Source organism: Allomuricauda sp. M10, from assembly GCF_020782875.1.
Taxonomy (GTDB): domain Bacteria; phylum Bacteroidota; class Bacteroidia; order Flavobacteriales; family Flavobacteriaceae; genus Flagellimonas.
Genome location: NZ_JAJGBN010000003.1, coordinates 394268 through 408984, shown reverse-complemented (window position 1 = coordinate 408984; position 14717 = coordinate 394268). Strand labels below are relative to the sequence as shown.

At 43.2% G+C, this 14717-nt stretch carries 14 protein-coding genes; 3 read left to right on the top strand and 11 right to left on the bottom strand.

The genetic code is table 11. From position 1 onward, the window contains the following. Nucleotides 1-2: 2 nt before the first annotated feature. From LKX84_RS10780 to mraZ, 11 genes are all read right to left on the bottom strand, one after another. Nucleotides 3-722: a cell division protein FtsQ/DivIB gene (locus LKX84_RS10780; protein WP_228237171.1), complete on the bottom strand. Its 720-nt coding sequence runs from the start codon at nucleotides 720-722 to the stop codon at nucleotides 3-5. After that, nucleotides 712-2061 carry a UDP-N-acetylmuramate--L-alanine ligase gene (murC, locus tag LKX84_RS10775; protein WP_228237170.1) on the bottom strand — a complete coding sequence of 450 codons (1350 nt, stop codon included), beginning with the start codon at nucleotides 2059-2061 and terminating at the stop codon, nucleotides 712-714. The genes LKX84_RS10780 and murC overlap by 11 nt, the downstream gene beginning before the upstream one ends. After that, nucleotides 2058-3146, bottom strand: a complete 1089-nt coding sequence (gene murG, locus LKX84_RS10770; protein WP_228237169.1) for an undecaprenyldiphospho-muramoylpentapeptide beta-N-acetylglucosaminyltransferase — start codon at nucleotides 3144-3146, stop codon at nucleotides 2058-2060. The genes murC and murG overlap by 4 nt, the downstream gene beginning before the upstream one ends. Then, complete coding sequence (locus tag LKX84_RS10765; protein ID WP_228237168.1) at nucleotides 3133-4338, bottom strand: FtsW/RodA/SpoVE family cell cycle protein; 1206 nt, start codon at nucleotides 4336-4338, stop codon at nucleotides 3133-3135. Before LKX84_RS10765 ends, murG begins: the two co-directional genes overlap by 14 nt. A gap of 2 nt (nucleotides 4339-4340) precedes the next feature. Beyond that, on the bottom strand, nucleotides 4341-5675 hold the full coding sequence (gene murD, locus LKX84_RS10760; RefSeq protein ID WP_228237167.1) for a UDP-N-acetylmuramoyl-L-alanine--D-glutamate ligase: 1335 nt from the start codon (nucleotides 5673-5675) through the stop codon (nucleotides 4341-4343). Next, nucleotides 5676-6896 carry a phospho-N-acetylmuramoyl-pentapeptide-transferase gene (gene mraY, locus LKX84_RS10755; protein ID WP_228237166.1) on the bottom strand — a complete coding sequence of 407 codons (1221 nt, stop codon included), beginning with the start codon at nucleotides 6894-6896 and terminating at the stop codon, nucleotides 5676-5678. It lies immediately after the preceding gene. Between the two features lie 8 nt (nucleotides 6897-6904). Beyond that, on the bottom strand, nucleotides 6905-8368 hold the full coding sequence (locus LKX84_RS10750; RefSeq protein WP_228237165.1) for a UDP-N-acetylmuramoyl-L-alanyl-D-glutamate--2,6-diaminopimelate ligase: 1464 nt from the start codon (nucleotides 8366-8368) through the stop codon (nucleotides 6905-6907). Beyond that, nucleotides 8365-10374 carry a penicillin-binding protein gene (locus LKX84_RS10745; protein ID WP_228237164.1) on the bottom strand — a complete coding sequence of 670 codons (2010 nt, stop codon included), beginning with the start codon at nucleotides 10372-10374 and terminating at the stop codon, nucleotides 8365-8367. The genes LKX84_RS10750 and LKX84_RS10745 overlap by 4 nt, the downstream gene beginning before the upstream one ends. Beyond that, on the bottom strand, nucleotides 10374-10691 hold the full coding sequence (locus tag LKX84_RS10740) for an FtsL-like putative cell division protein (RefSeq protein ID WP_228237163.1): 318 nt from the start codon (nucleotides 10689-10691) through the stop codon (nucleotides 10374-10376). Before LKX84_RS10740 ends, LKX84_RS10745 begins: the two co-directional genes overlap by 1 nt. 88 nt (nucleotides 10692-10779) lie before the next feature. Further along, complete coding sequence (gene rsmH, locus LKX84_RS10735; RefSeq protein ID WP_228237162.1) at nucleotides 10780-11682, bottom strand: 16S rRNA (cytosine(1402)-N(4))-methyltransferase RsmH; 903 nt, start codon at nucleotides 11680-11682, stop codon at nucleotides 10780-10782. Further along, nucleotides 11675-12130, bottom strand: coding sequence for a division/cell wall cluster transcriptional repressor MraZ (gene mraZ / locus LKX84_RS10730; RefSeq protein WP_228237161.1), 456 nt, complete (start codon nucleotides 12128-12130; stop codon nucleotides 11675-11677). Before mraZ ends, rsmH begins: the two co-directional genes overlap by 8 nt. Before the next feature lie 266 nt (nucleotides 12131-12396). Between mraZ and LKX84_RS10725 the strand changes: the two genes are divergently transcribed. From LKX84_RS10725 to LKX84_RS10715, 3 genes are all read left to right on the top strand, one after another. Then, a complete protein-coding gene (locus LKX84_RS10725; protein WP_228237160.1) occupies nucleotides 12397-13161 on the top strand; it encodes an alpha/beta fold hydrolase in 765 nt (254 codons plus the stop codon). Between the two features lie 2 nt (nucleotides 13162-13163). Continuing rightward, nucleotides 13164-13775, top strand: coding sequence for a ribosome biogenesis GTP-binding protein YihA/YsxC (gene yihA / locus LKX84_RS10720; protein ID WP_228237159.1), 612 nt, complete (start codon nucleotides 13164-13166; stop codon nucleotides 13773-13775). Nucleotides 13776-13850: 75 nt separating this feature from the next. Further along, complete coding sequence (locus LKX84_RS10715; RefSeq protein WP_228237158.1) at nucleotides 13851-14717, top strand: AraC family transcriptional regulator; 867 nt, start codon at nucleotides 13851-13853, stop codon at nucleotides 14715-14717.

The following is a 14717-nucleotide window of genomic DNA, read 5'->3' as shown; positions in this document are numbered from 1 at the left end:
CTTTATATTTTGGTACAAACCACTTGATTGTTGAATTCCAAACTCACTATAGCATACTTTTCCAAGGATTTGTCCTTGGCAGCCTTGGCATAAAAGGCCATGAAATTTTTAAACTTCATGTTCAGGTTGTCCACCCCACCCAAATTCACCACAAAATTTTCCATGCGGAACCTGAGCTGGTAACTTCCTTCCTCTTCTATATGGATCCCGATGACATTTTTTCTCAAAAAATCATCGTCGTTGATATAGTTCAAAATAACATAGGCATCCTCAAGGGATTTCCCTGTAATTTTACCTGTAATGATGGGCACGCGAGCCGAATGATGCCTTGACAATGGCATGCGTTCTCCCAAATCATCCAAATAAAATTTGGTGACCCCCTCAACTCTCCCTATGGGTTTTCGCTGAACAATCTTAGAGATAAGCTCCCCGTTTACAGTAAGATAGACTTGGGCATTTTTCACCATATCGTTGGACCTGATTACCTCCTCTATGGTGTTCAAAACTAACTGTTCTTTATCCCTATTTTTTAGGGGTCCGTAATTTTGTATTAACAATTTATTAACCGCATCCTCGGTCAAATACAAGTTTTCATCACCTACAAATTTGATGGTGACGTCGCTCACTTTTCTTTGATTACTCCTGTGATCGGCAAAACCGTAAAGGGCAATTACCGACACTGACAAGCATGCCAATTTGATGTAATTCCAATTAACCCGCATAGGCCAATTCTTTTTTGATTTTTGGTACTTCCATTCCAATATCACCTGCACCAAGAGCTACTAAAACCCCTGTTTTACAGTTCTTTATCTCATTCAACAAAGCTGATTTTTGAACCAACTTTTTGTTAGGGTTCTCTATTTTGTCCAACAGCCATGAAGAAGTGACCCCTTCCATGGGTTCTTCACGCGCCGGGTAAATTTCCATAAGCATGATCTCATCAAACTGGGAAAGGCTGGCAGCAAAATCATCTGCAAAATCCCTAGTTCTTGAGAATAAGTGAGGTTGAAAAATCACGGTGATTTTTTGTCCCGGATGCATTTCCCTTATGGCTTGATGTACCGCATCAATTTCGGTTGGATGATGGGCATAATCGTCAATAAAAACAAAGTCCTTTTCCTTGATTTGATAGGAAAACCTTCGTTGCACTCCCTTAAAACTTGCTAAAGCTTCGGCTAGGCGGTGTGGTGGGCAACCGGTTTGCACCGCCATTCCGAATGCAGCTAATCCATTGAGCAAATTGTGCCTTCCGGGCTTGTTGAACTTCACGTTCATGATAACCTCCGAAGGCGTGACGAGATCAAATATGTAGGTACCATGTTCAATGTCAATATTTTCTATGCAAAAGTCAGACCCATCTTCAATTCCAAAGGTGATGCCCTCCATGGGCAACCCTTTTCTAACAAACAATTTTCCTCTCGGTTTGATCTTTCCTGCAAATTCCCTAAAAGAATGGTGTAGTTCTTCTTTGGTGCCATAAATGTCCAAATGGTCCGCATCCATGGAAGTGATACAGGCCACCGTCGGGGAAAGTCTTAAAAAGGAACGATCGAACTCATCCGCCTCCACAACGGAATATTCAGTGCCATCCAACACAAAATTACTGTTGAAATCCTCGGAAACACCTCCTAAAAATGCCGTAAAGGGCAAGTTGCATTCTTTTAGTAAATGGGCCAAAATCGCAGATGTGGTGGTTTTACCATGCGTACCTGCCACCGCCAAGCAAAAGGAATCCTTGGTGATGATGCCCAATACTTCGGAACGTTTTTTTATTTGGAAACCATTGTTCTGATAAAAGTTAAGTTCCGTATGATATTTTGGTACTGCAGGGGTATACACCACAAGGGTCTGGGGGTGTTTGAAGGTATCGGAAATCAAATCCACATTGTCCTCAAAATGAATTGAAATTCCAATTTCTTCAAGTCCATCGGTAATGGGAGTCGGCGTTTTATCATATCCGGCCACTTCCTTACCAATAAAATTGAAATAGCGCGCCAAAGCAGACATTCCGATGCCCCCGATGCCAATAAAATAAACGCTATGTATATCCTTCAAATTCACTTCAACAATTTTTCAATTTCATCCACAATATGTTCCGTAGCCTTTGGCATGGCGAGTTTTTTGATGTTCTGTCTCAAGTTTTTCTGCGTTTTTTCGGATTCCAATAATTCCGTAAATCCGCTCTCAAAGTTTTCTTCCAATTCTGACTCCTTCATCATGATGGCTGCATTCTCCGCCACCAAGGCACTGGCGTTTTTGGTCTGATGGTCCTCTGCTACATTGGGTGAGGGAATAAAAATCACCGGTTTTCCCACCAAACAAAGTTCCGAGACCGAACCGGCACCTGCCCTTGAAATGATTACATCGGCAACGGTGTAGGCTAAATCCATCCGATTGACAAAGGGTAAAACCTTTACCTTTTCGGTATCATATTTTTTATATTCTTCGTGATAGAGTTTTCCGCATTGCCAAACCAATTGCAGTCCCTGCTTTTCGAAAAAATCCAATTCCTTTTCCACCAATTGATTGATGCGACGAGCTCCCAAACTTCCACCTAAAACCAAAAGGGTTTTCTTGTTGGCATCCAATCCAAAAAAAGTAATGGCCTCATTTTTATCGGCTTTCAAATCCACCAAATCCATACGGATGGGGTTCCCGGTTTTCACGATTTTTTCCTTTGGAAAAAATTTCTCCATTCCATCGTAGGCCACACAGATTTTCTCAGCTCTGCCCGCCAAAAGCTTGTTGGTGATCCCAGCGAAGGAATTCTGTTCCTGGAGCACACAGGGAACACCAGCACCAGCGGCCACCTTCAACAAAGGTCCACTGGCAAACCCCCCGGTACCTATGGCCACTTGGGGTTTAAACTGCTTCACTATTTTACGTGCTCCTAACAAACTACTTATCACTTTAAAGGGAAACATGAGATTCTTCAATGTCAGTTTCCGTTGTAATCCACTGATCCACAAACCTTTTATTTCGTATCCGGCCTGTGGCACTTTTTCCATCTCCATTTTATCCTTGGCCCCTACGAACAAAAATTCCGCATCCGGATGTCTTCTTTTTAGCTCGTTGGCTATGGCCACAGCGGGATAAATATGTCCTCCCGTTCCTCCTCCAGATAGAATAAACCTATAATTGCCCACTCAATACTTCTAAAGGGTTCGTTTCATCTATGTCATAGGATTGCTCCTCCAAATTCTCTTTTCTATTGCTAGCACTAAGCACAATGCCAATGGCCATACAGGTCATCCAAATGGAAGTACCTCCCATACTGATCAAGGGCAACGGCTGACCTGTTACCGGGAACAATTGTACCACAACTGCCATATTGATAAAGGCCTGGAATACAATCGGCAACCCGACTCCTATCACCAATAATTTTGAAAAAACGGTTTTGGCCGAATGTGCCACTACCACTATCCGGAACAACAAGAGCAGATAGAAGAACAACAATGCGCCACCGCCAACCAATCCGTATTCCTCTATAATGATGGCAAAAATGAAATCGGAGGTACTCTGTGACAACATATTCTTCATGACACTTTTTCCTGCCCCTTTGCCCACAAGACCTCCTTCGGCTACGGCAATCTGGGCCAAGGTCAACTGATGAAGGTCATCCTTATCAGCATTTTCTGGGTGCAAGAAAGTCTCAATCCTGGATTTCCAGGTTCCGGCACGTTGGGGTAAAACATCAGGTGTCTTGAACAACACAAACAGGAACATGCCTGCAAATACAATCCCAACCCCAAGCATGGACAAGAGATATTTTAATGGATAACCTCCCAAAAAGCAAAGCACCATCACCATAAAACAAATGATGGCCGCGGTTGAAAAGTTCTCCGGTAAAATCAATAAAACAACCAAAGCTACAGGCAGCCATAGCGGTAAAATACTTTCCTTGAAAGTGATTTGCACATCCTTGATCTTGGTCAAATACCTAGCGATCCAAATCATCAACACCACAGATGCCAATGTGGATGTCTGAAAATTGACCCCTACAAATGGAATCTTGATCCATCGATTTGCAGTAACCCCTCCGATCCTGGTTTCCACTGTTAAGGTGTACGCCAATAGAATCAACACAATAGGAAGTGCAATGATGGAAAGTCCTTTAAAATAATGTGTAGGTATTTTATGGATGGCATAAATGATCCCGAATCCTAAAAACAGGAGCATGGCGTGTTTTACCAAGTGACCGATAGTTGTTCCATCGCCATTGACATAGACCAAGTTGGTACTGGCACTGTACACGGGCAAAAATGAGAAAAGGGCCAAAAGAGCTACTACGCCCCAAATGGCTTTATCACCTTTCAGATTTTTGAAGATTGCAAACACGTTTACAAGTTTTTTACTGCGTTTTTAAATTGATTTCCCCTATCCTCATAATTTTGGAACAGGTCAAAACTGGCACAAGCAGGCGAAAGCAAAACGGCATCACCTCTTTCGGCCATTTTATAGGCCACCTTCACAGCCTCTTCCATGGAAAAGGTCTCGATCATTAAATCGATCACATTACCAAAGGCATCCTTAATCTTGGAATTGTCAACACCCAAACAGATGATTCCTTTTACTTTTTCCCTGACCAATGGCATCAATTCGGAATAATCGTTTCCTTTATCCACACCGCCAACAATCCAAACAATGGGTTTTTTGATACCGTCCAACGCATAGAAAGTTGCATTGACGTTCGTAGCCTTGGAATCGTTGATGTACTCCACATGATTGATTTTCAATACTTTCTCCAATCGGTGCGGTGCTCCCTGGAACGACTGGATACTCTGGCGGATGGTCTCTTTCCTTACCTTCACCAGTAAGGCGGCCATGCTTGCTGCCATCGTGTTCTTCACATTGTGCTGCCCTTCCAAGGCCAAAATATCTGTACTCATTTCCAAGGTTTTATGTTCTAATTTTATTTTAATCGTATCATTTTCGAGCCAAGCTCCTTCTTTTACTTCCCCTTTTAGGGTGAATGGAATCAATTTAGATCGTACGGGATGCTTTTTCAACCAATCCACCAACACTTCATCGTCTGCATCATAGATCAGGTAATCCTGCTCATCTTGATTCATCGTAATGCGAAACTTGGATGCGATGTAGTTTTCAAATTTGTACTCATAGCGATCCAAATGGTCCGGCGTTATGTTGGTGATCACGGCCACATGGGGTTTAAAATCCACAATGCCATCCAGTTGAAAACTGCTGATCTCCAAAACGTAATGGTCAAAATCCTGTTCTGCCACCATCTTGGCATAACTATCACCAATATTACCGGCCATACCCGCATTTAATCCACCTTCGTTGACCAGATGATAGGTCATCATGGTGGTGGTGGTCTTTCCGTTGCTTCCCGTAATCCCGATAATGGTTGCATCTGTATATCTAGAGGCAAACTCGATTTCCGAAATCACCGGAATCCCTTTTCCAACAAGCTCCTTGATCAAAGGCACTTTGTCAGGTATTCCCGGACTTTTCATCACCACATCGGCATTTAGGATTTTGGCTTCCGTATGCTGGCCAGATTCCCATTCGATCTCAAAATGTTCAAGAACTTCTTTGTATTTATCCTTTATTTCGCCTTTATCCGAAACAAAGACTTCAAATCCTTTTTTTAATCCTAAAATGGCCGTTCCCACACCACTTTCTCCTCCTCCAAGTATTACCAGACGCGCCATCTATCTAATTTTCAAGGTGACAATACTGATGATCGCCAACAATATCCCAATGATCCAAAAACGGGTCACTATTTTACTCTCGTGGTACGATTTCTTCTGATAATGATGATGCAAGGGTGCCATCAGGAAAATGCGTCTGCCTTCTCCGTATTTCTTTTTGGTATGTTTGAAATACCCCACTTGTAACATTACGGACAACGATTCCGCGAAAAAGATGCCGCACAAAATGGGCAACAATAATTCCTTACGAACGATAATGGCAATCACAGCAATGATGCCCCCGATCGTTAAACTTCCGGTATCACCCATAAACACTTGGGCAGGATAGGCATTGTACCATAAAAACCCGACCAGCGCTCCCACAAATGCAGCAAGGAACACCACCAATTCGCCAACTCGGGGTAGATAAAAAATATCGAGATAACTAGAAAACTGAATGTTACCGGAAACCCAAGCAAAAATGCCCAAGGTGAGCACGATAATGGCAGAGGACCCTGCCGCTAAACCATCAATACCATCCGTTAGGTTGGCCCCATTGGAAACTGCTGTCACAATAAGGATGACCACAGGTATAAAGATGATCCAGGCATAGTTTTCCATTCCATCCCCCATCCAAGAGATGAAGTCGGCATAGTCCAATTCATTATTCTTAAAAAAGGGCACGTTAGTTCGGACAGCTTTCGTTTCTTCGCCAAAAACCCGCTCTACTTTAAAGTTTTCCGTAATGGTCGTAGAATCCTTTTCCTTTATGGTCACTTGTGGATGAAAATATAAGGTCAAACCCACGATCAAGCCCAAACCAACCTGGCCCATTACCTTGAACCTTCCTTTTAGACCCTGTTTGTCCTTTTTGAAGATTTTGATGTAGTCATCAATAAATCCGATGATACCCATCCAAATGGTGGTGATGATCAATAGGATGACATAAATATTTTTGATGTCCGCGAACAAAATAACAGGCAATAATGTGGACATGATAATGATCAATCCACCCATGGTAGGGGTACCTGCCTTTTGCTTTTGTCCTTCCAATCCCAAATCGCGAACCGTTTCACCGATTTGCTTTTTTTGAAGGAAAAGAATGATGCGCTTACCGTAAACCATGGCGATTAAAAGAGACAACATTACAGCCATAGCTGCCCTGAAGGTGAGGAACCGAAAAAGACTCGCACCTGGCAGTTGGTATTGTTTCTCCAAAAATTCGAACAAGTAGTATAGCATGGACTACGTTATTTATTTAGGCTCTCAAGAGCTTCTTTAACTTCTTTAAAATCATCAAAATCTACACGGACACCGTTGGTTTCCTGATAGGTTTCGTGCCCTTTACCGGCCACTAAAATGATATCGTTGGCCAAAGCCAGTTTACAGGCAGTCTTTATGGCCTGCTTCCTGTTTTCAATGGACAAAACCTTCTTGATATTTTGGGGTTCCACGCCTGCTTCCATTTCTTCAATGATCACCGCAGGGGATTCCGTTCTTGGGTTATCCGAAGTAAAAATGGCCTGATTGCTCATTTCGGAAGCGATATGACCCATAACCGGACGCTTAGACTTATCACGGTCACCACCACACCCCACTACGGTGATGACGTTTTCATTTCCAGTCCTCAATGCATTGATCGTAACCAATACATTTTTAAGTGCATCCGGCGTATGGGCATAATCAACAATAGCCGTTATCTTGTCTTTTGATATGTAATATTGGAACCTACCGTCAACATTTTCCAGCTCGCTCATCAACCTTAGGATTTCCATTTTTTCCAATCCCAAAAGGTCTGCCGTAGCATAAATGGCCAAAAGGTTGTAAGCATTGAAATCACCGATGAGTTTGGACCACAGTTCGTTCTCATCCATTTTTAACAGTTGCCCATTGAACTGTCTTTCCAAAATCTGGGCCCTGTAATCCGCATAGGTTTTAAGGGCATAGGTATATTTTTTGGCCTTGGTGTTCTGCAACATCACCAAGCCGTTCTTATCATCAATGTTCACCAATGCAAAAGCTGTTTTGGGAAGTCCATCGAACAACTTCTTTTTGGTATCCCTGTATTCTGCAAAGGTTTTGTGGTAATCCAAATGATCGTGGGACAAGTTTGTAAAGATGGCTCCTGCAAAATGCAGACCTTCCGACCTTTTTTGATGGATTCCATGAGAGCTCACTTCCATAAAGCAAAACTCCACTCCCACCTCGTTCATTTTGGACAAGTAACTGTTGATGGTCAACACATCAGGCGTAGTATGACTGGTTGGAAAAACCATTTCATCTACCATCACCTTGATGGTTGAAATGAGTCCAACTTTGTACCCTGCTTTTTTGAACAAGTTGTACAAAAGCGTAGTTACCGTGGTTTTTCCATTGGTACCCGTTACCCCGACCAACTTTAAGTTTTTGGATGGATTACCGTAAAAATTGGAAGCCACAACCGCCAATGCACTGTTGCAATCCGGGACTTTTAGGTAGGTAACCCCATTGACCAATATTTCAGGAAGCTCCTCACAAATAATGGCCTTGGCACCAGAGTCTACCGCTTTTTGAATGTAGTTATGACCGTCTGTCAAAGTACCCCTAACGGCCACAAAAACATCATCCATCCCAACTGCCCTTGAGTCGAAATGGATAAGATTCACCAGCACATTGGTGTCTCCGCTCACCGCGGACAAGCTTACTCCGTATAAAATGTCCTTCAACAACTTCATGAAAGCTCGAGTACTATTTTTTTGACTTGTTTGATATCGGTTCCTTGATCTATGGATTGTTTTTTCACCTTGCCATTGCCGTGCACCTCCACTTCCAATCCCATGTTTTCCAAAAGAGAAACGGCATCCATTCCACTCATGCCTTTTACATTCGGGATAGTGCTGAATTTCTTCTGCGCCTCAGCAAAATATTGTTGGTAGCTTTCGTCGAGTTTTACATCCTCGATCATCTCATCTTCCACTTCATCTACCATAGGTGAGATGGCATGTATCTTTTGGGCCATGGACTTAAAAACTGGACCTGATACATCGGCTCCATAATACCCTACACTTTTATCTGGTTCATGAATGACCACTATGCAAGAGTACTTGGGATTATCCGCTGGAAAGTAACCGGAAAAAGTAGATATGTAAGCCAATTTATCCGGGTCCTTGGCTACATAGTTTTTTTGACAAGTACCTGTTTTTCCCGCCATAGAGAAGTTTTTGGAATAGAGTTTATGACCTGTTCCATAGTCCTTTTCCACTACACCCTTCATCAATTCTTGCACTTTTTCAACGGTTTCTTCGGAACAGATGGAAGAATTCACCACTTGCTTATCAAAGCGTTTTACCACTTTGCTACCATCGCGCACCTCTTTGATCAATCGGGGTTTTACAAATTCGCCATCGTTGGCAATGGCATTGTAAAAAGCCAAAGTTTGCATAGGTGTCAGGGAAACTTCATATCCGTGCGACATCCAGCCCAAGGAAATACCGGACCATCCTTTTTCCCCTGGATATCGAAGCACGGGATCGCCTTCCCCGATGATGGGCAGACCCAACTTTTTATGAAGGCCCATGTTCATCAATCGGTTTACGAACTTTTCTGGCTGTTCCTTATAATTTTCATTGATGATTTTGGCAAACGCAGTGTTTGATGACACCTCGAAGGCCTTGGCTACCGAAATCTTTCCGTAACCCCCTTGTCTGGAATCCTTTACCACGCCATCATAAATGCGATAGCGGCCATTTTCAGTATCCACCACAGTGCTTGTATCCACCACCTTGTCCTCCAAAGCGGCGATGAGCGACATCAATTTAAAGGTAGACCCGGGTTCATGGGATTCGCCTATGGCGTAATTGAGCTTTTCGTAATATTTTCCATCGGAAGTACGGCCCAAATTGGAAATGGCCTTGATCTCACCTGTTTCCGTCTCCATTACCACCACACAACCGTGATCGGCATTGTACCGCTCCAATTGTGCCAAAAGTTCGTGATGGGCAATATCCTGAATGTTCACATCAATGGTCGACACCACATCCAAACCATCTTGTGGCTCCACAATATTATCCAGACCCACAGGTTTCCATTGGCCTTTGGCAATTTTTTGTTTCAAACGTTTCCCTTCCTTGCCACGCAAGTAGGTTTCGCCGAAGGCACCATCCATACCCACTCGGGTATAGTAGCCGTTTTCATCCACCCTTTCATAGCCGATACTACGTGCGGCCATTTGTCCCAATGGATATTCACGTACCACTCGGTGCGTTTCAATAAAACCACCTTTATATGGGCCCAAGTTGAACAAGGGAAACTGCTTGATCCTAACAAAATCAAGATAATCCACATTTCGGGCCACCAAAGTATACCGGTTGCCATTGGCTCTGGCCTTGCGGAACAATTGCCGATAATAAGAGGATGGCCTATTGAACATAATGCCCAACGAATCGGAAAGAGCGGCCACATGGTTCTGGAAATTATCCTCGGTCACCGTTTTGGCATCAAACCGAATTTCATATTTGGAAACGGAAGCAGCCAACAAACTGCCATCTTCCGAATACAAATTGCCACGATTCGGCTCAATGGTAAACATTTTCTCCGTTTTGCTCAACGCCAACTCCTTGTATTCGTCGGCCTTTACCACCTGAATATCCACCACCTTCACCATAACGGCGATGGCCAATACCACAAGACCCCCGGAAACCAGGTACAGTCTATTCATGATATTTTTTTCAGTGATTGGCATTAGTCAGCGGATTTTACTTTGATTTTTTTTGGTGGATTTTCGGAAGGAACCAAACCTTTGTCGGCAACCACGTGCCTCAAAGTCGATTCCAGTTTAAGTTGTTGTACTTGGGAACGGCCTTGAAAGAATTCACTCTTCAACATCCTTACCTCTTCATTAAGGGCAGCAATTTCAAGGACCTTTCGGTCAGCATTATGGCTACTGGAAATCATTAAGGCGGCCAAAAAGGAGGCAAACAATAAAAACATCCAATTCTTGGGAGCATCCCCGCTCACCAAAAACTTTCCTTTTAGTATGTCCAGTAATCCTTTTCTCATTTCATCTTCAATTGTCATTCCCGTGCCGACGGGAATCTTTTAAAAAATCACCTTTCGACTGCGCTCAAGATGACATTTCAACTTTGACCTATATTTTTTCCGCGATGCGGAGTTTGGCACTGCGCGCCCTATTGTTCTGTGCAATTTCTTCTGTCGATGGCGTGATGAGCCCTCCCACTTTTTTTAAAGGAACACTAATGTTCCCATAAAAATCCTTTTCCGGCTCCCCTTCAAACCTACCATCCCTGATGAACCTTTTCACCAACCGATCTTCCAAGGAATGGTAACTGATCATGCTCAATCGGCCACCAGGGTTCAGCATTTCAGGAACTTGCATCAAAAACTCCTTGAGCACTTCCATTTCTTGGTTCACCTCGATCCTGATCGCCTGATAGATCTGCGCCAAGATTTTGTTCTCCTTCATCTTGGGCAGAAACTTGCCAAGCACCGTTTTCAAATCATCGGTTGTTTTGATGGGCTTTTGCTCCCTTGCAGAAACAATGGTCTTGGCCATTGCATTGGCATTTCGCAATTCACCGTATTGGAACAAGACTGTTGCAAGGTCCTCCTGGGAATACGCATTGACCACTTCAAAGGCCGATAGCGCATTGGACCTGTCCATTCGCATGTCCAAATCGGCATTGAAACGAATGGAAAAACCACGTTCCGCCTCATCGAACTGATGCGAGGAAACCCCAAAATCCGCTAGGATCCCATCAACTTTCCGAATGCCATAGAACTTTAAATATTGCTTGAGGTAACGAAAGTTCTGGTTGATCAACTGAAATCGGTCGTCATCGATAGCGTTCTGCAACGCATCTTCATCTTGATCGAATGCGAACAACTTTCCACTTTCGCCCAATCGCTTCAAAATTTCACGGGAATGCCCTCCGCCACCAAAGGTGACATCCACATACACCCCATCTTTTTTTATGTTCAATCCGTCCACCGACTCCTGTAACAAAACCGGATTGTGGTATGCACTATTCATCGTCATCAAATATCTCCTCCGCCAAATCGGCATAGTCCTTCTCCCCTTCGGCCAAGACCTGCTCGTACATGTCTTTGTTCCAAATCTCTATCTTATCGAACACCGCATTAAGGACTACATCCTTGTCGATTTTCGCATATTCCACCAAGTTTTTTGGAATCTGCAATCTGCCCGTATCACCATCTATTCCGACCTCTTTCATACCTGCCACAAAGTTTCGGACAAACGCATCGTACTTGCGATTGATCTTACTTTTCTTCATGACCTTTTGCATGAGCACATCAAATTCTTGCTTGGGATACAACTCCAGACATTGCTGGAAAACGGACCGCTTGATCACGAACCCTTCCTTGATCACGGGCAACAACTGATTCTTCAAGGAAATAGGCAGGAGCACCCTTCCTTTTGAATCGGCCTTACAGTCATGTTGTCCTATGATATGGGTCACTAGAAATCAATTGGTTACTTAATACAATTCAAATATATATATTTTATTTCCACAATTCTCCACTAAACACCACTTTTGTTAATAAATTCCCCACTTTTGAACTCAATTCTACCTTTCACCGATGATAATGATGGCCCAAAAATGGATGGAGAAGATCCTCTTAAAAATGTCGTTCATGAAAATCTTGTTGTCGTTGGGCCAAAAACCTGAAATCTTTATGATTTGAATTGCCTATATTTGCGCCTCTTACTACCAACTAACTATAGATGGAAGAGCATTTAATTGAGGACGGCAAGTACCGATATATAGAAAAGGGAGAAGGGACCCCCATGATCATATTGCACGGACTCATGGGCGGATTGAGCAACTTTCAAGGGGTATCGGAATACTTTCCGACCAAAGGATACAAGGTCTTGATCCCTGAACTTCCCATATACGACATGCCTATCCTGAAGACCACCGTAAAGAACTTTGCCAAGTTTTTGGAAGACTTTATTGAGCACAAAGGATTGAAGGATGTGATTCTTTTAGGGAATTCCCTAGGCGGCCATATTGGGCTTTTGCACACCAAAATGTTCCCTAAAATGGTAAAAGCCCTTGTGATTACAGGCAGCTCCGGCCTATATGAGAGCGCAATGGGCGATGGTTACCCAAAACGTGGCGACTATGAGTTCATCAAAAAGAAGGCACAAGATGTTTTCTATGATCCTGAAGTAGCCACCAAAGAAATTGTAGACGAAGTTTTTGCCACGGTAAACGACCGTATGAAATTGGTAAAAACCCTTGCCATTGCCAAGAGTGCCATTCGCCATAACATGTCTAAGGATCTTCCACACATGAAAACGCCAACCTGCATTATTTGGGGAGAGAACGATACAGTTACCCCACCTAATGTAGCCAAGGAGTTTCATGAGCTTTTACCCGATTCCGATCTGTATTGGATCGAGAAATGTGGTCATGCCCCCATGATGGAGCACCCAGAGGATTTTAACCGTATCCTTGATGCTTGGTTGAAAAAGCGTAACTTCTAGCCATGAAAATCACATCGGCGGAATTTGTCATGAGCAACTCCAATGTTGCCAAATGCCCCAATGAACCCCTGCCCGAATATGCCTTTATTGGCCGTTCCAACGTGGGCAAATCGTCCTTGATCAATATGTTGGTGGACCGAAAAGGTTTGGCCAAAACATCAGGCAGACCTGGAAAAACGCAACTTATCAACCACTTTAAGATCAATAACAATTGGTTTTTGGTGGATTTGCCTGGATATGGCTATGCCCGGGTTTCCAAAAAGGACAAGAATACCTTCCAAAAATATATCACGGAGTATTTTCAAAAAAGAAAGCAATTGGTATGCGGTTTTGTTTTGGTCGATATTCGCCATGACCCACAACCCATAGACCTTGAGTTCATGGAATGGCTGGGCACCAACCAAATTCCTTTTGCCATCATCTTTACCAAAGCTGATAAACTGAAACCTGGAGCCGTGGACAGACAGGTGAATGCCTATTTGCAAAAAATGGTGGAGGGCGTTTGGGAAGAAGCACCCCCACATTTTACCACTTCCTCAGCAAGCCATATGGGCGGTGATGCTTTATTGGAATTCATCGATGGCATCAACCAGGATTTTTTCAAAAACCAATAACCTTTAGGTTATACATCTCTCCTAATTTTAAGGAAAAGGGTAAATTCAGTACTTTTCCATTCAACTTCTGTACCCATGGATGCGGTCAAAACCTATCACGATGTCAACAAAGCAGATGACTCCCTAAGTTTTGGGATATCCAAAATGGAGGACATCTACCAAAAAAGAAAAGGTCGACCAGATGTACCTCATCGCCATGATTATTACACCATTTTAGTGGTAAAGGAAGCTAAAGGCAGCCATATTGTGGATTTCACTACTCATTTACTGGGCAACAATCAAGTTTATTTTATAAGTCTAGGTCAAGTACACCAACTCACGGAATTTAAACCCACCATTGGCTATTCCATTGTGTTTTCATCCCAATTCTTGGCTTTGAACCATATTTTGGTGGACTTTATTGAAGACATCAACCTCTTCAATGATTTTTCCAATACACCTCCCTTGCAAGTGGAACCCAAGGAAATGGAGCTCCTTACCTCCTATTCTGAGGAAATGTTGCGCTTAAACGCGGGGGATTCCATTTATAAATATGAAGCGATTGGTGCTTTGCTCAAATTACTTTTGATCACCTGCCATAACTTGTGTTCCTTGAACCAACTGGATACCCAAACCATGGAAGTTGGGGCCAGTTTGGTGCGCAACTTTAAACAATTGGTGAATCAGCATTACAAGACATGGCACCATGCTGCAGCTTATGCGAACGCCCTGCACATTACCCCGGATCATTTGAACCGCGTGGTAAAATCCTTAACTGGAAAAACTGCGAAGGAGCATATCCAAAGTCGAATTACCACCGCCGCCAAACGATTGCTCTATTTTTCTCCACTATCACAAAAAGAAATTGCTTTTGAACTAGGGTTTTCGGAACCTGCCAATTTCAGCGCATTTTTTAAAGCATGTACGGGCATTTCGCCCAGTACGTTTAAACAATCTGTCTGA

Coding starts and splice junctions, on each gene's coding strand:
- LKX84_RS10780 (WP_228237171.1), bottom strand. CDS start 722: ATGCGGGTTAATTGGAATTACATCAAATTGGCATGCTTGTCAGTGTCG.
- murD (WP_228237167.1), bottom strand. CDS start 5,675: ATGGCGCGTCTGGTAATACTTGGAGGAGGAGAAAGTGGTGTGGGAACG.
- mraY (WP_228237166.1), bottom strand. CDS start 6,896: ATGCTATACTACTTGTTCGAATTTTTGGAGAAACAATACCAACTGCCA.
- LKX84_RS10750 (WP_228237165.1), bottom strand. CDS start 8,368: ATGAAGTTGTTGAAGGACATTTTATACGGAGTAAGCTTGTCCGCGGTG.
- LKX84_RS10745 (WP_228237164.1), bottom strand. CDS start 10,374: ATGCCAATCACTGAAAAAAATATCATGAATAGACTGTACCTGGTTTCC.
- LKX84_RS10740 (WP_228237163.1), bottom strand. CDS start 10,691: ATGAGAAAAGGATTACTGGACATACTAAAAGGAAAGTTTTTGGTGAGC.
- rsmH (WP_228237162.1), bottom strand. CDS start 11,682: ATGAATAGTGCATACCACAATCCGGTTTTGTTACAGGAGTCGGTGGAC.
- LKX84_RS10725 (WP_228237160.1), top strand. CDS start 12,397: ATGGAAGAGCATTTAATTGAGGACGGCAAGTACCGATATATAGAAAAG.
- yihA (WP_228237159.1), top strand. CDS start 13,164: ATGAAAATCACATCGGCGGAATTTGTCATGAGCAACTCCAATGTTGCC.
- LKX84_RS10715 (WP_228237158.1), top strand. CDS start 13,851: ATGGATGCGGTCAAAACCTATCACGATGTCAACAAAGCAGATGACTCC.